The organism is Mucilaginibacter oryzae (assembly GCF_003148845.1).
GTDB lineage: Bacteria > Bacteroidota > Bacteroidia > Sphingobacteriales > Sphingobacteriaceae > Mucilaginibacter > Mucilaginibacter oryzae.
This window is the reverse complement of sequence record NZ_QGHA01000016.1, coordinates 12,674-30,412: the sequence shown is the minus strand read 5'-3', so window position 1 is coordinate 30,412 and position 17,739 is coordinate 12,674. Positions and strand designations below refer to the sequence as shown.

18 protein-coding genes are annotated in these 17,739 nt (G+C 45.6%); 14 read left to right on the top strand and 4 right to left on the bottom strand.

What is annotated here, in order from left to right:
• Nucleotides 1-58 precede the first annotated feature (58 nt).
• Entirely contained in the window at nt 59-1,189 is a 1,131-nt protein-coding gene (locus LX99_RS23410; protein WP_170122778.1) for a CapA family protein, read from the top strand.
• Here the strand turns inward: LX99_RS23410 and LX99_RS23405 are convergent.
• A complete protein-coding gene (locus LX99_RS23405) occupies nt 1,186-1,374 on the bottom strand; it encodes a hypothetical protein (RefSeq protein WP_022831045.1) in 189 nt (62 codons plus the stop codon). The genes LX99_RS23410 and LX99_RS23405 overlap by 4 nt on opposite strands.
• A gap of 92 nt (nt 1,375-1,466) precedes the next feature.
• On the opposite strand from LX99_RS23405, the gene LX99_RS23400 reads away from it, so the two are divergent.
• The 3 genes from LX99_RS23400 to dinB all read left to right on the top strand — a co-directional run bounded on the left by LX99_RS23400 (nt 1,467) and on the right by dinB (nt 4,438).
• On the top strand, nt 1,467-2,414 hold the full coding sequence (locus LX99_RS23400) for an SPFH domain-containing protein (RefSeq protein WP_109610198.1): 948 nt from the start codon (nt 1,467-1,469) through the stop codon (nt 2,412-2,414).
• Nucleotides 2,415-2,440: 26 nt separating this feature from the next.
• Nucleotides 2,441-3,001 (top strand): DUF922 domain-containing protein, encoded by a 561-nt coding sequence (locus LX99_RS23395; RefSeq protein WP_109610196.1) that lies wholly within the window; start codon nt 2,441-2,443, stop codon nt 2,999-3,001.
• A gap of 318 nt (nt 3,002-3,319) precedes the next feature.
• Nucleotides 3,320-4,438: a DNA polymerase IV gene (gene dinB, locus LX99_RS23390; RefSeq protein WP_109610194.1), complete on the top strand. Its 1,119-nt coding sequence runs from the start codon at nt 3,320-3,322 to the stop codon at nt 4,436-4,438.
• Nucleotides 4,439-4,532: 94 nt separating this feature from the next.
• On the opposite strand, the gene LX99_RS23385 is transcribed toward dinB, so the two are convergent.
• The 3 genes from LX99_RS23385 to LX99_RS23375 form a co-directional block, all read right to left on the bottom strand.
• Nucleotides 4,533-6,149 (bottom strand): aminopeptidase P family protein, encoded by a 1,617-nt coding sequence (locus LX99_RS23385; RefSeq protein ID WP_109610191.1) that lies wholly within the window; start codon nt 6,147-6,149, stop codon nt 4,533-4,535.
• Nucleotides 6,150-6,353: 204 nt separating this feature from the next.
• Nucleotides 6,354-7,349: a glycoside hydrolase family 43 protein gene (locus tag LX99_RS23380; protein ID WP_109610188.1), complete on the bottom strand. Its 996-nt coding sequence runs from the start codon at nt 7,347-7,349 to the stop codon at nt 6,354-6,356.
• Between the two features lie 178 nt (nt 7,350-7,527).
• Nucleotides 7,528-8,775, bottom strand: a complete 1,248-nt coding sequence (locus LX99_RS23375; protein ID WP_211319081.1) for a DEAD/DEAH box helicase — start codon at nt 8,773-8,775, stop codon at nt 7,528-7,530.
• 938 nt (nt 8,776-9,713) lie between these two features.
• Here LX99_RS23375 and LX99_RS23370 point away from each other — a divergent pair.
• The 10 genes from LX99_RS23370 to LX99_RS23320 all read left to right on the top strand — a co-directional run bounded on the left by LX99_RS23370 (nt 9,714) and on the right by LX99_RS23320 (nt 17,733).
• Nucleotides 9,714-10,289 carry a TerD family protein gene (locus tag LX99_RS23370; RefSeq protein WP_022831406.1) on the top strand — a complete coding sequence of 192 codons (576 nt, stop codon included), beginning with the start codon at nt 9,714-9,716 and terminating at the stop codon, nt 10,287-10,289.
• A 4-nt stretch (nt 10,290-10,293) separates the two neighbouring features.
• Complete coding sequence (locus LX99_RS23365; RefSeq protein WP_022831407.1) at nt 10,294-10,965, top strand: TerD family protein; 672 nt, start codon at nt 10,294-10,296, stop codon at nt 10,963-10,965.
• Nucleotides 10,966-11,108: 143 nt separating this feature from the next.
• Nucleotides 11,109-11,804, top strand: a complete 696-nt coding sequence (locus tag LX99_RS23360) for an HAD family hydrolase (protein ID WP_109610186.1) — start codon at nt 11,109-11,111, stop codon at nt 11,802-11,804.
• Nucleotides 11,801-12,646, top strand: coding sequence for a phosphoribosyltransferase family protein (locus LX99_RS23355; protein WP_109610184.1), 846 nt, complete (start codon nt 11,801-11,803; stop codon nt 12,644-12,646). The genes LX99_RS23360 and LX99_RS23355 overlap by 4 nt, the downstream gene beginning before the upstream one ends.
• Entirely contained in the window at nt 12,636-13,190 is a 555-nt protein-coding gene (locus LX99_RS23350; RefSeq protein ID WP_022831410.1) for a TerD family protein, read from the top strand. Before LX99_RS23355 ends, LX99_RS23350 begins: the two co-directional genes overlap by 11 nt.
• Nucleotides 13,191-13,194: 4 nt before the next feature.
• Nucleotides 13,195-13,809 carry a TerD family protein gene (locus LX99_RS23345; RefSeq protein ID WP_109610181.1) on the top strand — a complete coding sequence of 205 codons (615 nt, stop codon included), beginning with the start codon at nt 13,195-13,197 and terminating at the stop codon, nt 13,807-13,809.
• 128 nt (nt 13,810-13,937) lie between these two features.
• Nucleotides 13,938-15,107, top strand: a complete 1,170-nt coding sequence (locus tag LX99_RS23340) for a toxic anion resistance protein (RefSeq protein WP_109610179.1) — start codon at nt 13,938-13,940, stop codon at nt 15,105-15,107.
• Nucleotides 15,108-15,248: 141 nt separating this feature from the next.
• Nucleotides 15,249-16,211, top strand: a complete 963-nt coding sequence (locus LX99_RS23335; protein ID WP_109610177.1) for a hypothetical protein — start codon at nt 15,249-15,251, stop codon at nt 16,209-16,211.
• A 10-nt stretch (nt 16,212-16,221) separates the two neighbouring features.
• A complete protein-coding gene (locus LX99_RS23330) occupies nt 16,222-17,043 on the top strand; it encodes a DUF475 domain-containing protein (RefSeq protein ID WP_109610175.1) in 822 nt (273 codons plus the stop codon).
• Between the two features lie 198 nt (nt 17,044-17,241).
• Nucleotides 17,242-17,733, top strand: a complete 492-nt coding sequence (locus LX99_RS23320; protein WP_245927999.1) for a phosphatidylglycerophosphatase A family protein — start codon at nt 17,242-17,244, stop codon at nt 17,731-17,733.
• Nucleotides 17,734-17,739 lie beyond the last annotated feature (6 nt).

Sequence of the window (17,739 nt, the reverse complement as noted above, 5' to 3'; positions counted from 1 at the left end):
TTAAAATAATTATATAATTTAGTCCCTTCATTAATTAATGAAGGGACTTTTTTTTGCAATGAAACCTTATTTATTAGCAGCCGCCTGTACGGCGCTGTTTTTACTGGCGTGTAATCAACCACCCCGTAAAACTACAGCCCCGGGCCCTGCGCCAAAACCTAAACCCGAAAAAGCAACGGCGGCAGCCCCGGTTGCTCCCCAATCCGATACCATAACCATAGCCGCCGTTGGCGATATGATGCTCGGAACGTCGTACCCCAATAATTATACATTACCCGCCGATAGCGCAAAAAACAGTTTTAAGGCAATAGCCCATGAACTACGCAATGCAAGCGTAACCTTTGGTAACCTGGAGGGCAGCCTGCTTGACGGCGGAAGCCCGGCTCACTATAAGCTGCATCAAAAAAGCAAAGCCTACCTGTTCAGGATGCCTGTAGCATATGCCGGTGTTTTTAAAGATGCCGGTTTTGATGTGCTGAGCCTGGCTAATAATCATGTAGGCGACTTTGGCGATACTGGCCGTACGAGTACCATGCGCGTTTTAGATAGCATCGGTATTGCTTATGGTGGATTGCAGAGCCATCCGGGCACCGTGTTTGAGCGAAACGGCGTTAAGTACGGGTTTTGTGCTTTCGCGCCTAACGCCAATACGCTGTCTATATTTAATTTACCCGATGCTGCTAAAATTATAAGCGAGCTGAAAAAACGCTGCGATATACTGATCGTATCCTTTCACGGCGGCGGCGAAGGGGCGGCTTATGAGCATGTGCCTTTTGCGATGGAATCGTTCATCAGCGAAAAACGCGGCGATGTGAATGCCTTTGCCCATAACGCTGTTGACGCCGGTGCTGATGTTATTTTTGGGAACGGACCGCATGTATGCCGCGCGATGGAAGTTTATAAAAACAGGCTGATAGCTTATAGCCTGGGTAATTTTTGCACCTATAAAAGTGTGAGCGTTGCTGGGGTTTGCGGGTTAGCCCCTTTACTCAAAGTACACTTAAATAAAAAAGGCGAGTTTTTGAACGCCCGCATCATATCCTTAAGGCAGGACCATAGCAAAGGTTTGGGCTTAGATACGCTTAACCGGGCCGCTGTTCGGATCAAACAATTAACGGAGGCCGATTTCCCCGATGCCGGACTGGTTGTTTCCGATACCGGGGAAGTGAGCCCTGCTCCGGCTATTTAAGCCGCTTCATCTTTAGTGTTCCTCACCAAACTAATCCCGGTGGAAAAGAAGATGAGCGAAATAATACCGATCACCACCATGGTGGTTAACTGTGCGCTGTGGTTAATAATGGCGATACCTGTGTAAATGAGGCCAATAATACCGAGTACGCTTAATATTGTTCCGAATGTACGTTTCAAGTTCATGGTAATACGCTTGTTTTTGTAAGCATTTTTACAAAAACAAATAACACACCAATAATTAGTGTTACTTTTATTTTAAACTAATAAGCTAAACCATGCCCGAATCATTAGGATCATTTGTTGGATTACTCATTTTTGTAGTGATCCTGATAACTATTTTCACCTCGTTTGTGTCTGTAAAACAGGGCACAATAGTAGTTATTACCGTATTTGGCAAGTACCGCCGCATTCTTACACCGGGGCTTAATTTCAAGATCCCTTTTATTGAAAGTATTTACTCCAAAATTTCCATCCAGAACCGGTCTGTTGAGCTGGAGTTCCAGGCCGTTACTTATGATCAGGCCAACGTTTACTTCAAGGCCATGTTGCTTTACTCGGTGCTTGATCAGCAGGAAGAAACCATTAAAAACGTAGCCTTTAAGTTTGTTGATGAGCGCAACCTGATGCAGGCCCTCATCCGTACGGTTGAAGGGTCGATACGTGCCTTTGTGGCCACAAAACGCCAGAGCGAGGTGTTGATTTTGCGCCGGGATATTGTTGAGCACGTAAAAGAACAACTGGACCAGATCCTGGAAACCTGGGGTTATCACCTGCAGGATTTGCAACTGAACGATATTACCTTTGATGACGTGATCATGAAATCGATGAGCCAGGTAGTAGCCTCCAACAACCTGAAAGCTGCCGCCGAAAACGAAGGCCAGGCCCTGCTGATCACCAAAACCAAAGCCGCCGAGGCCGAGGGTAACGCTATCAAAATTTCGGCGCAGGCCGAGCGCGAAGCCGCCCAGCTACGCGGGCAGGGCATCGCCTTATTCCGTGAAGAGGTTGCCCGCGGTATGACTGTTGCCGCCAAAGAAATGGCTGAAGCCAATATGGATACCTCGGTGATTTTGTTTACCATGTGGACAGAATCCATCAAACATTTTTCGGAAAACTCAAAGGGCAATGTTATTTTCCTTGATGGCTCAACCGATCAGATGCAGCATACGTTAAAGGAAATGATGGCTTTAAACCTTTTACATACTGACAATGTCAAAAAGTAAAAGTTTGAAACCGCCATTTTTTTTAAATGAAAAATAATATTGTGAAAACGATGGGCTTTGCGGCCTTGTGTTTATTAACGCTGATAACGGCAGCTTCGGCACAAACATCATTTCATCAGCTTACCGCCAATGATTTTTGGGGAACGCCGCGGGCTAATGCCGGTGGCGTTGTTGCTTATACCAATTGCACTATCGATTACCGTTACCAGGCCCGGCGTGAAAACGGCGGTTACAGGCTCAACTTTAACATCAGGCTCATCCTCAATAATAATAAATCATGGCTTGACAGGAGCAGGGTAAGTACGGCACAACAAATGGCCGAGATCTTGAAACATGAGCAGGGTCATTATACCATCGCCTTTCTGGAACAACAGGAGTTGTTGCGTACAGTAAGCCGGATGCGCTTCAGCAGCAATTACAACTACGAGGCCATGGCTGTTTTTAACCGCATAGATGCCAAATATAAACAGCTGAATATCGATTATGACGAGGATACCGCCCACATGGCAGACCGTGTTCAGCAGCATAGCTGGGACCTGTATTTTCAAAAAAAGCTGAAGTTTTTGCCTGAGGATGATGAGGGGTAAATAAGTTATTTATATTTAAGAACCGTCTGCTATCGCAAGAGTCCTCGCCATAGCCGTTAACTTAAGCTGCTATATGCAAATTTTCCAATGCGCCGTTAGGCGCAACCCGTTTGTAGTATAAAGATAAAAACCCTTTGCCTCGTAGAGACTACCCCTATAAACCATGCTTATAAATGTCCTGAAGAGGATAGCCTCTACGAGGCAAAAACTGTCCGCTTCCATCTTCTACAAACAGGTATCCTTTTTCAAGTCTTGCTTCATGGCTCTTGTAGTCTTGCCTCTTTTATACTTTAACTGGCCTATATTTGCCATTATCCAATGGCCGACCAACAATCCGTAAACCACCGTAAAATTATCCATATTGATATGGACGCTTTTTACGCGTCGGTTGAGCAACGTGATTTTCCGGAGTACCGTGGTAAACCCATCGTAGTTGGCGGCTTGCCCGAGGGGCGCGGGGGCGTAGTGGCAACCGCCAGCTATGAAGCCCGGAAGTTTGGGATCCGCTCGGCCATGTCATCTAAAAAGGCCTTGCAGCTGTGCCCCCATGCTTTATTTGTAAGGCCACGGTTTAATGTTTACCGGGAAGTGTCGCAGCATATCCGCGAAATTTTCAGCCGCTATACTGATCTGATCGAACCGCTTTCGCTTGATGAAGCTTACCTTGATGTAACGCACGACAAACAGGGTGTAGGCTCCGCTATCGAGATCGCCAGGCTTATTAAGCAGGCTATTAAAGATGAGTTGCAACTCACCGCCTCAGCCGGAGTATCTATCAATAAATTTGTTGCTAAAATCGCTTCTGATATCAATAAGCCCGACGGCTTAAAATTCATCGGCCCGTCAAGTATCGAATCTTTTATGGAGCAACTGCCCGTGGATAAATTTTTTGGCGTTGGCAAGGTAACCGCTCAAAAAATGAAGCAGATGGGCCTGCACACCGGTGCCGACCTGAAGCGGCTGCAAGAAGCCGAACTGGTAAAGCATTTTGGTAAGGCAGGCCGGTTTTACTACCAGATAGTACGCGGCATTGATAACCGCGAAGTACAGCCCCACCGCGAAACCAAATCCATGGGGGCCGAGGATACTTTTGCTTACGATCTTACCACGCTTGAGGAGATGGAAGCGGAGCTGGATAAAATAGCGCTAACCGTACATAACCGCCTGCTGAAATATGAGTTGAAAGGACGAACAGTTACCCTCAAAGTAAAATACCACGATTTTAAGCAGATCACCCGTAACCAATCGTTCCCTTCGCCTATAAATGATCTGGAAACCATCAGCAATACCGCCAAACAATTAATGGCGGCTACCGGAGTGGATGATGTTAAAGTACGGTTGCTGGGTATTTCCCTTTCCAATTTCGGCGAGGTAGCCGCTAAACAACAAGTGGATAGAGAACCGGGACCGGGCGACCAGTTGGAGCTGGAATTGTAACGCATTTAAGTGCGCTATCTTTCGCATGGCTTTCCCTGCTTTGCTACCTGGTAGCCCGGTTGCAATAAACTGCTGAAGAGCCGGTTTTCAGGCCTTACTTCAAAGCGGGGAATTTAGCCGCTTCAAAAATACTTTTTTCGGTAGCAGCTTTCTCCACATCCTGCCATTTGCGCGGCGCGTCTGCCGATAAGATTGTTGGCCCATCCTTACCTATTTGTACATCATCTTCAATACGTACGCCAATATTCCACCATTTTTTATCGCATGGGCTACCTGCCGGAATATAAATGCCGGGCTCAACGGTGATTACCATGTTTTCTTCCAGGTTACCACGACCGCCCTTATCATGCACATTGAGCCCTAAATGGTGCGAAACGCCGTGCGGGTAGTATTTGCGCAATTCTGATGCATCTTTAATAATGCCTAACTTAATCAGGCCGGCCGAAAGCACCTCCGCTGTTTTTTGCTCAAGCCCGACATATGGTACACCGGCTTTACACAGTTTAAAAACCTCTTCCTGTGCATCATATACCAATTGATAGATAGCCTTTTGCTCTTCGCTGAATTTGCCGTTGGCAGGTACAGTACGGGTAACATCGGCAGAGTAGCCGTGATATTCGGCGCCCACATCCATCAGTAACAGCTGATTATCCAATTCAGTGGCCGAGTTTTCTTCATAGTGCAGGATACAGCCATTGGCACCCACGCCAACAATTGGCGGATAACCTTCATCTTCGGCGCCGTAACGTTTGTGTACGTACAGCATGATGCCTTCTACCTCACGCTCGCTCATGGATGGCTTGATCGCTTTCATCACTTCGAGGTGGGCCAAGCTCGATATTTCGATGGCTTTTTTCAGTACCGCTATTTCTTCGGGGGTTTTTACGCCGCGCAACTTCGAGGTAAAGTTGTTAAAGCCCATGGTGCCGCCTAAAGTATTGCCAATTTTGCCTTTAACAGCCGCAAGGGTAACAGAATCGGGTTTAGCTAATAACTGCTGCACCAGCGGGCTCGCCTTGCTTAAATCACTATACCGGCTTTTGAAAAAAGTAACCATTCGGGGCAGGTTTTGAGGCGTAGTACGGTTAGCGATAATCATCATATCGCTCATGGTCTGCCGGTCAACATCCGGTATACCGGCTTTGGCTTTAAAAGCGGCCACCAGCTTTTTAAGTTCTCCGGCAGTTCCGTCGCCGGTAACATCTTCGGGCAGGTTATCGTAGTAAACATTGGCAAACTTTTTAAAATCGATGGCAAAACTGGCAAAGTCTTCACTGTTGTAAACCCGTTTAAAGCCCAATTGCGTTTTGGCGCCTTCCACACCCAAACGGCGCCCGGTCCACTGCTCCCGTGCAGCATCGCGGTGGCGCACAAATAGCACTTCGTTATAGCTGCTGTCGCCGTCGGCCTGCAGATCTTTAAATATCAAAAGCACGCTGTTGGGTTCCTTATAGCCCGAAAAATAATACAGATCCGGGTTGGGATGGTAAACATAGTTTACATCGTTGGCAAAAACCTGCTCGGGAAACGAAAAAAGTACCGCTACCGAATTAGGCGGCATCAGATCGCGAAGCGCCTGCCGCCTCCCGGCATGAAACTCTTTACTTAAATAATCGGTGGGCAGGTTTTGGGCTGTTTGCGCGAAACTGCTGCTACCACAAAAGGCAAGTACTGCTACCAGGGCCCTGCAGAAAGATCGGGTTGTCATCATGATAAAGGATATGTCAGTCAATTAAACGGATTAAGATACTAAATATCAGGGTAAATTATCGTCACCCTTTTAGGGGGAAAAGATGAGAGGTAATAAAAAAACACCATGATAAGGAAAGAAGCAATCGCGAACTATACAGGGCGGGGGCCTGCTTCCATGCGATTGCTTCGTTCCTTATAATGACGATAATGTATAAAAGGAGGCTTACTTGATTTTCCTCGCAGCTACGCCCTCATTGGTTATCTTCACCGGCAGGATTTTCCCGTTCTTATCAAAGTAGATCTTATCGATACAGGTAACCCTGTGGTTACCGTCGGTTTCGGTAAGCGGGCGGCGGTGATAAACAATATACCACTCATCCTTACCCGGCACCTGGATCATTGAATGGTGGCCCGCGCCGGTAGCAATGTTGGCATCCTGCTTCAGGATAGTGCCAATACGGTTAAACGGCCCAAAAGGCGAATTGCCGATGGCATAAGCCACGCGGTAATCCGGACCGGTCCAGCCGCCCTCGCTCCACATAAAATAATATTTGCCCTTGCGTTTAAACATCACCGGGCCTTCCACGTAATCTTTCGGCGTAATCAGTTTATAGGTTTCGCCGTTATCAAAAGGCTCAACCCCGGTAAAATCGCTTTTAAGTTTTACAATGTTACACTGGCCCCAGCCGCCGTAAATCAGGTAATACCGGCCATCATCATCTTTAAAAACAAACTGATCAATTGGCTGCGCTTTGTTAATGATCTGCCCTATCAATGGTTTACCTAATAAATCTTTAAAAGGCCCTTCCGGTTTATCGCCAACCGCAACGCCTATGCCGCCAACCTCGTTATTGTTCTGAATATCATTCGCGCCGAAAAAAATGTAATATTTGCCATCTTTTTCAGTTACGGCCGGGGCCCACATGGCCCGTTTGGCCCATTTAACGGCAGCGGTATCAATAATGCGCGGGTGCTTTGTCCAATGCACCAGGTCGGGCGATGAAAAGGCATCCATAAACACCTGTTCGTTATATTTGGCCGAGTACGTGGGGTATACCCAATATTGTTTGTTGAATATTTTGGCTTCCGGGTCGGCATACCAGCCTTCAAAAATGGGGTTGCCTGATGTTTTTTTCTCCTGTGCCAATGCTTTATTGGCAAACGGTAACAATGTTAAACCGGCGCCTAACAGGAAAGTGAGTTTTTTGAGGATATGCATTTACAGATAGATTTGAGCCCTAAGATATTAAAATTAGTAAAACGTTTTACTTTGAATGCTGATTACTTATCGTCAGAACAAATTACGCGGATCATTTATCCTCCCTGGCAAGGTTTGCCAACAAACTCAATAATCCGTGTAATTCGCCTGAAACAAATTTAAATTAAGGGATTGGTTTTTAACCCTGATTTCCCGTATTCTGTTGCCTGGGTTTCTTTTTACCCCAGCGGCGGTTGGGCTTCCGCTTTTTATCCCCGCTTCCCCCGCTTTGTGGCTGCTCGGGCTTAAGGGGCTGTATGGCGGCCAGCTCATCGGGCAGGGTCATCAGCTTGATAGGCTTTTCAATCAGCTTTTCAATGTTTTTCAGCTTACGCTCGTCGCGGTGGTTTACAAAGGTGATGGCGGTGCCTGTGGTGGCCGCGCGTGCAGTACGGCCTATGCGGTGGATATAATCTTCCGGATCGCCGGGAACATCGTAATTAATTACCAGGTCAATTCCTTCCACATCAATACCGCGCGAAAGCGCGTCGGTGCCAATAATAACGGGCAACAGTTTGTTTTTAAACTGCAGCAGTATTTCTTCCCGCTCTTTCTGTTCCAGGTCGGAATGGAATGCCATCGCTTTGATTTTGATAGCCTTTAACTCTTTGTATAAGGCTTTAACAATTTCCTTCCGGGATGCGAAAATGATGATACTGGTAAAAACCGCGTCTTTAAGTATATGCTGTACCAGCGGTGTTTTCTGCTGATCGTGCACCCGGTACACCTGCTGATCGATACCTACCGCCGGTTGTGAAATAGCGATATTGATCTGCTCCGGTTCTTTCAAAATAGCCTTGGCTAACGAACGGATGCGGCCGGGCATAGTAGCCGAAAACAGCAGCGTTTGGCGCTCTTTGGGCAGGTAGCTGATAATGCGCATAATATCGTCCGAAAAACCCATATCCAGCATGCGGTCGGCCTCATCAAGCACCAAATGGGTAAGGTGGTTAAGCTTCAGCACCCCCGATGTGAGGTGCGCGATTAGCCGCCCCGGCGTAGCCACAATAATATTAACATTGTTTTGGATGCCGCGGCGCTGCTGCTCGTAAACAATACCGTCGCCGCCGCCAAATACAGCTATCGAGCTGATGCCGGTAAAGTAGGCCAGCCCTTCTATCTGCTGGTCTATCTGTTGTGCAAGTTCGCGGGTGGGCGCCAAAACCAGCGCGTACGTATGATGTTTATTACCCTGGCTAATGGCGTTGAGTACCGGCAGCAGGTAGGCGCCGGTTTTACCTGTGCCTGTTTGGGCGCAGGCTATTAAATCCCGCCCTTCCATAATGGTAGGTATGGCCATGGCCTGTATAGGGGTGGGCGTTGTAAACCCCATGCTCTCTACACCCTCAAACAACTGCTCGTTAAAATTAAAATCCTGAAAAGTCACTTTATCTTGTATGTAAGATATGCAAGGTATAAAAATTTAACGGTAAATGAGGGTTTTATGCCTAATTAGCAGGGAAATGGTTTTGAAAACAGGGCTGCAGTTGGCTGCATGAAATAGCATCACCCCTGCCTGCTGCCAATGCGCGGGAGAGCCTTGTTTATTTAAGCCCGCTCCATTTGGCGAGGATCGAGCTGAGGCCTTTTGTTACATTCTTTAAAACAAGTTTCCAGGCCTGAATATGCTGCGCTCAAAGCCTCATGCCATAGCTTGCATGCATTTTACATTCATCAGTCACCACTAAAAAACAGCCTTACTTGCTGTCAATGATCCAATGCTTACGCATGCACCGCAAACATTGATATCGTTTTAAAGGTAGCCAAAACAAGAAAGTTTTCATGAATAATGTCCGCGGAATTCGTTCAAAATCAGAGCCGGGGGTACCGCAACGGCACGTTTTTGCAGAAATTTTAGAAGGTAATGTAGGGGGCATAACCAATTTATAAGTTTAATCAATTCTTGCCCATAAATTTGGTATACTATTGGTGGTTCAAATATAGCTAAAGGGAGTATGCTTTATGTTAAATAATAGTGATTTTAATCACTGTTTTCTGTAAAGTATCGGTCGCTTCCGCTTTCAGACGGCTATTTTGATTGACTGGCTTTTCACCCTGTACGATATAGCAATGAAGTCACCGGGAGATCTCCGAAATCATAATCCATTATCTGGCAATAAAACTATCGTATATCGCCCTGAAATCTGTAACATCGGGAAAATAAATTAGTCTTACTATGGTGTAAACAATTTTACAATACCACTCCGAATAAAACATCTACCTTAGATTAAATGTTTAAATCCCGGTTTATAACCGGCTACCGCCTGCAGCGCCGCGCTAAACCCAACAGGTGATACAGGTTTATCAAAAAATAATACTAACACAATGGCAATTAATTTACAAAAAGGGCAGAAGATAGATATCGGCCTTTCAAAAATGACAGTTGGTTTGGGCTGGAACCCCAACGAGGGTACAGGTTATGATTTCGACCTGGATGTATCCGCCATCATGATCGATGCCAACCGCCTGGTTCCTCAAGACGAGTTTTTTGTTTTTTATAATAATGTCGATTCGCCCGAACAATCCGTACACCATACCGGCGATGACCCTACAGGCGGCAACAGCGCCGGGGGTGACGATGAATCGATTATAGTTGACCTTACCAAAGTTGATGCCCGCATCCAGGAGATCCTGTTTGTGGTTACCATTCACGAAGCGCAAGCCCGCAGGCAAAATTTTGGCCAGGTGCGCGATTCGTATATCCGCATCCTGGACGACCAAACCGGTGCAGAAGTTTGCAAATACGAGCTTGGCGAGGATTTTTCTATAGAAACTGCCATCGAATTTGGCAGGCTGTACAAACGTAACGGCGCCTGGAAATTTGAGGCGTCTGGCGTGGGGTATAAAGAAGACCTGGCCTTCTTTTTAGGTAAATATTTTAAAGGACAAATAATTAAATAAGATAATGGCAATCAATCTGGTAAAAGGTCAAACCATTGATCTTCGTAAAAATGATAAAGGTGAAAGTTTTGATCTTTCATCGGTTACTATCGGTTTAGGCTGGGATGTGCGCAAAAACCATGGCGGCGGCTTTTTAGGAAAACTATTTGGGGGCGCCGCCGAAGAGGCCGAGTACGACCTGGATGCGATAGCCTTTCTGTTAGATAAAAACGGTAAAGTGGCCAATCGCGGTTATGTTAAGCAAACACCAAACGGGCGCACCATTAACATGTTTGAGGGTGATGTGGTTTACTTTAACTCTATGCGTCACCCATCGGGCCACATCTGGCTCACGGGCGATAACCGTACAGGCGCGGGCGAAGGCGACGACGAGCAGATTATTGTTAAACTGGACGCGCTCGACCCGAAATATGACCGGATTGTTTTCATCGTGACCATATACCAGGGCCGCAAAAACAACCAGCACTTCGGCATGGTGGAGAACGCCTTTATCCGTGCGGTTGATAATCACGGCAAGGAGATAGCTAAGTTCAGTTTATCCGGCGATTCAACTTACAACGGCATGTGCTCCATGACCTTTGCCGAGGTGTACCGCAAAGATGGCACCTGGAAATTCCGCGCCATCGGCGAACCGCATATGACGGATACTTTTGTGGAGATACTGAAAGGATATTAAAAAACACCCACTACTTCATTATAAGGATACGAAGCAATCGCGAACTATGCAGAGCGGCTATGCTTCCGTGCGATTGCTTCGTATCCTCGCAATGACGTCGCGGTTATTTCCCTATCAGAAAACATCACATCTTCCTAAAAAACATGTACCACCACTATTCGTTTGATTTGTGGCTTACGCTCATCAAATCAAACCCATATTTTAAGGTTGAGCGCACCAAAATTTTTCACCGCGATTTTAACCCTTCCGGTAAAAGTATTGATGATGTGGCCAGGGCCTTTCGCCAGGTCGACCTGATGTGCAATGCCGTGAACGAGCGTACAGGTAAAAATATTGATGCCGACGAAATGTACCTGATGGTGATCAGCATAATTAACGATAACCAGTACCCGCTTACCGATGTTGATGCGGATAAACTGTACCGGGATATGGAGAAACTGCTGTTCTATTACCTCCCTGTTATTTACTCGCCTGTAACAATTGAGGTTTTGCATGCTCTAAAACAAAAAGGTGATTGCACCCTCAGTATTTTAAGTAATACAGGTTTTATAAAGGGACAAACTTTAAGAAAAGTAATGGTTAACTTAGGCCTGCATGATTTTTTCAGTTTCCAGCTGTATTCTGACGAGGAAGGCATGTCGAAACCTAACCAAACCTTATTTAACCTGATGATACAAAATGTTAAGGATTGCAATAAAACCAAACAAATAAAGCCCGAAAACATTATCCACATAGGCGATAACCCAAAGGCTGATATTGAAGGGGCCAATGCCGCCGGGTTGAAAAGCCATTTGATCAACTCAAACAATACATCCATACTAAGCCTGCTCAGTTTATGAAAGCAACCTGGTCATTACACCACATCAACAGTGCCACGCATTTTGGTTTTGATGCCGACGATTACAGCCGCTTTAAATTTGGCGATGGAGATGTATCCCGCTCCTTCGGTACCGATCTGGCCGATGGTTTTATCCGCGGGCAGTTAAGTAAACAACCTATCCATCAACAAATCGTGGTGATTTCAAGTCCGTATTCATTTATCCCTACGGCTACCTTCGCCATGAAAAACCATTTTGTGTGCGGCCTTAACCGCTGGCTGGCCGAACATGGGCACCCCGTAGTACAGGAAACCAAGGTACACCGCACCATAACCTATAAGGAAGATTACGGCGCGCTGAACGCCGAGCAACGTTTAAAGCTGATTGGTAACGATTCGTTCCATATTGACAAAGATTTCCTGGCCGGTAAAACACTTCTGTTTTTAGATGACATCAGGATTACGGGCAGCCATGAGCGCATGATCATGAAAATGGTGGATGAGTACGGCCTGCAGAACGATATTTACATGCTGTACTTTGCCGAGCTGGTGAATAAAAACATCCACCCCAACATCGAAAACTATCTGAACTACCATCATGTAAAAAACATCTTTCATCTTAATGATATCATCAAGGCCGATAACTTTTGCATCAACACCCGCATCGTAAAATACATCCTGAACTACGAGCATGAAAGTTTTTGCATCTTTATTCAGGATCAAAGCAGCAATTTTATAAACTTGCTGTATGATATGGCCTTAGGCAACGGTTATCACACCATTGAAGCCTATGCCGGTAACCTTAACTTTATTAAACATAACCTATTAACAAACAAGCATAAACTAATTAAACATGGCAATTAACTTGCAAAAAGGCCAGCGGGAGGCCATCAACGCTCCCAAATTTACTGTAGGCCTTGGCTGGGACACCAATAATTCATCTACCGGTTCGGCGTTTGATCTTGACGCTTCGGTATTCATCATGGGTGATAACAAAAAAATATTGGCCGACGAGTTTTTCGTTTTCTATAACAACCCCAAATCTCCGGATGGCGCGGTTGAACATACCGGCGACAACCTTACCGGTGCAGGTGATGGCGATGATGAGCAGATTATTGTCGACCTGTCGAAGATCGACCCGCGTGTTACCGAAATCTGCATCGTGGTAACTATTCACGAAGCTGAAAGCCGCCGCCAGAATTTTGGGCAGGTGCGCAACTCGTTCGTGCGCATTTTTGATTCGGCTACCGGTACCGATCTGCTTAAATACGAACTGGAAGAAGATTTTTCGATAGAAACCGCTGTTGAGTTTGGCCGGATCTACAAAAAAGATAACAACTGGAAGTTTGAAGCTGTAGGGGTAGGCATGAAAGGCGGCCTGCAGGATTATCTAACCAAATACAATTAATAACATGGCAATCAATCTTCAAAAAGGGCAACGCATCAGCCTTGAAAAAAGCAATGGAAGTAAACTGCAAAATGTGTGCGTGGGTATAAACTGGGGCGCTATCGAAAAAAAAGGTTTTTTTGGTTTAGGCGCCACTAAGGAAGCGGTTGACCTTGATGCCAGCTGTATATTATATGATGAAGGCAAGAAACTTATTGATGTAGTTTACTTCGGCCACCTGCAATCAAAAGATCGTGCTGTAAAACACAGCGGCGACGATTTGACCGGGGATATGGCCGGTAACGATGGCCGCGACAACGAGGTGATTACTGTTGATTTTGCAACGTTAAGCCCCACAGTAACCTATGTAGCCTTTGTATTGAATAGTTTCCGCGGGCAGGATTTTGGTACCATTCCGTTTGCCTCCATCCGCATTTACGAAGGCACACCCACCAGGGTTAACGAAGTGTTCGCTACTTATGATATAGCGCACAGCAAAGATTTTGCAGGCCATGTATCGATGGTGATGGGCGTATTTTACAAAAAGAACGGCGAATGGAAATTTAATGCCATTGGCGAGCCAACCCGCGACCGCAAGCTGGAAGAAACTGTTAAAACCGTAACGGCGACTTATTTGTAGAAGTTTAAAGTCATTAGTCTTGAGTATTAAGTCGGATGGCTTTCAACATGAATTGTTTCATATATACTTAAACAGACTGCTAACCAAAACTTAGTAGCCCTTACCACTAAATAATTAAAAATAAGATTATGGAAAGTGCACCAAATAATGATGAACTAAACTTAAATATACCGCCGCTAATTACGCCAACCAGCCTGGATGTACCGGCGGCTGCAGCTCCACAGGGCAGCAATGTGCCCATGAAGGTAGATAAGCAAGGCAACGTAAACCTTGAGGCTATACCTACGCAAGACCTGCAAAAATATAATGACATGGGCAAGGATATCAATCCCGCCGATGTTAACTCGATACTGAACTATGGTGTTGAGCTGCAGGGTTCGATGGAGAAATACAGTAACAACTTCCTCACATCGGTACGTACCTATAACTCGGGCGAGGTTGGCGGTTTGATCAATGACCTGCTTACCGAGCTGAATTATATTGATGTTGACGAACTGAACCAAAACGCGTTCACCTCATTCATATCGCATATCCCTTTTATGAAAAAGCTGGTGGTTGATACCAAAAAGCTTTTCCAGAAGTATGATACCGTGGTGAACAACATTGATAAGATCACCAACAAGATTAAGGCCGGCCGTGTAAACTCGCTGAAGGATAACAGCTCGCTGCAAACCATGTTTGATAGCAATGTTACCTACATTAAGCAAATGGAAGACCTGATTATTGCCGGGCAGATCAAGTACAACGAGCTTAACGAAAAGCTGGCCGTGATGGAAGGCAACCCATCGGGCTACCAGGATTATGAAATTGCCGACCTGCGCGATTTTGTTACCCGCCTTGATAAACGCCTGGCCGATTTAAAAGTAGTCCGCTTCATAATGCTGCAATCGCTGGCGCAGATCCGCGTGGTACAGAACAATAACACTACCATTGCCGAAAAAGCACAGTCTATAGTATCTACCACTATCCCTGTCTGGAAAAACCAGTTAACCATTGCCGTTGCCCTGCACCGCCAAAAGGAAAACGTGGAGATGCAGAAAAAGATCTCGGATACCACCAACACCATTTTGCAAAAAAATGCCGAAATGCTGAAACAAAACAGCATTGACGTGGCCCGCGAAAATGAAAAAACGGTAGTATCGCTGGATACGCTTAAACGTACCACAGCATCGCTCATTGAAACCCTTACCGAGGTGAAACGCATCCACGACGAAGGCACCGCCAACCGCCGCACACTGAATACCGAGCTTCAAAACCTGGAAACAGAATTGAAGAAAACGGTTACGAATGTAAGTTAAACCACTCCCAACCCTCCCCATAGGGGGAAGGCTTAAAAAAACAACGAGGGGCCTTCTAAGCCCCTCTCCTTTGGAGAGGGGTTTGGGGTGAGGCTACAATTTTGTATTTTTACATCTACCAAGTTTGGGTGCTGCACGTTGATGGATGAAAACAGGTTAAATATTCTTAACGAATCGAACAGGATGCTGAGCAAGCTTCAGCTGCTTTCGGTTTTTTTCGAGGATGAACTTATTTACAAGATTTACCTGCGTACCCAGGTTATCCACAAGCTTTTTGAAACCAACCCCGAGCTGGATATCAATAAACTCGAGCTTTTTCACCTGCAATTTACGGCCAGCCTGGTCGATCTGCTACGGAAGATCAAAAAGAATAATGAAGCCAATGTAAGTTTGGTTTTTGATGAAATTGAGCTTACCCGCGAGATGATCGATAAGATGGAGGATAACCAACTGAGCGAACAAAGCTATAAGATTGACCAGCAGCGGCAGGCTTTAAAAATTAACCTGTCGTTACGGAAGCTTTACCAGGTACTTTCAGATAACTCGGCCGATTATCCTTTTTCTAAAAACATCAATGCTTTTAGCCTGCGTTATGCGCCCGATTTCTTTTTCAATATCAATCCGGAACTTTATACCGAGCTCATTAATTACAATTATAACGACACCTATCATAACACCTACGCCACTATTCAGCGTAAATTGATGGGCATCTTAAATAAATATGCCTTCCGCTCCGAATTTTATTGCGGTTTAAAGGCGGGTAACCTGGTACTCGAAGTTTACCGGTTGTTGGATGAGGACAGGCACTTTTTATTTTCACCCGCCAATAATTTATTCCTATTTTGCGATGTAGATAAGCTGGATGGCATCGACCGCTCCAATAACTTATCGCGCAAAGAGCGGCTGATGCACGAACTACAGAACAAGACCAACAAACTGCAAAGCGATGTAACAGCTATGAAAACACAAATGCCTGCCGAAATTAAAAGCCTGCTTGCCGAAAACTATAAAAAGCTAAACGATATCAATTTTCTGCAAAATATCAGCGAAATTGACGTACAGGCCAACATATTAAAATCAATGCTTAACACCGATATCATATAAATAATTTTTTATGGAGTTTTTACACTACCTGCTTGGCCCCGACCTGAAGGCCGGCGTTCTGATCATTTTAAACCTGATAGTTATTGAGAGTTTGCTCTCGGTAGATAATGCCGCCGTACTGGCTACCATGGTGCTCGATCTGCCTCCGCATCAGCGTAAAAAAGCGCTGCGCTATGGAATTATCGGCGCTTATGTATTGCGCGGCGTTTGCCTGTTTTTAGCGGCATGGCTGGTATCTGTCTGGTGGTTAAAACCCCTTGGCGGTTTATACCTTATTTACCTTTGCTTTAACTATTTTAAAGGCAAAATACAGGAAGCCAACGGCGGCGGCGAAGATGAAGCTGTTGATAAAACCCAAAACTGGCTGTATAAATCAACCGTTGGTGTGATCGGGCAGCTCTGGGCCACAATAGCGCTGGTTGAATTAATGGACCTCGCCTTCTCTATCGATAACGTTTTTGCCGCTGTTGCTTTTACCGATCATAAAATGCTCATCTATATCGGCGTGTTCATCGGCATCCTGGCTATGCGTTTTGTAGCGCAGGCCTTTGTTAAGCTGATGGAAAAATTCACTTTCCTTGAAACCGTAGCGTTCATTGTAATCGGCGTACTGGGCATTAAACTGGCATCTTCGTTATATGTACATTTTTACCCGGAAGCAGGCTTCTCCAAATTGATGGAAGGCGAAAGCGCCGATATATTTACATCGGTATTTACCGTAGCTATATTTATTATCCCGGTAATAACCTCTATGCTATTCAACTTCCCCAAAAGGCATACTATTGAGCCTGAGGTTGCCGAAGCGGCAGAGGATGTTTTGGATAAACAGTAGTTCAAATCAGGCAGTTGGGCTGTTTGCAGTTAAAAACACTTACGAAAAATGTCATTTCGATAGAGCTGTGGGTAGGAAAGCGCACCGGGGCGAAAGAGAAATCTTATACGCCATGCTTGCAGGCAATACAAATTGCGCAGAAGGATGTACAAGATTTCTCCTCACCCTTTTGCGCAAGGCCATTACCGCTTCGTCGAAATGACAATTCGTTTTATTAATTATACCATGTTCTTAAACAAAACCATAGCCTCTATATTCGGAATCGGCTTTTTAAAAGGCGGCGGCACCTACGCGGCTATTGTAACCTGCGGGTTGATCTGGCTGCTTTGGCAAAGCCCGGCGCTGCAAAACCCCTGGTACCTATTCGCTATTACCATTTTTATAACAGCGCTTGGCGTGTATGTAGGCAACAAAGTTGAACCGGAGTGGGGCGAAGACAGTTCGCGCGTAGTGATCGACGAGGTGGCAGGCATGCTGATAGCAATGCTTTTTATCCCGGCCAATTTATATTTTCTGCTGGCTGGTTTGGTGCTGTTCCGCTTTTTTGATATTGTGAAGCCGCTTGGCATACGCAAAATGGAAGACCTGGGTGGCGGCTTAGGTGTAATGATGGACGATGTGCTGGCAGGTGTTTATTCAAACATCCTGCTTTGGGCAGGGTATTTTTTGTGGATGAAGTTTGGGAAATAAAATCCT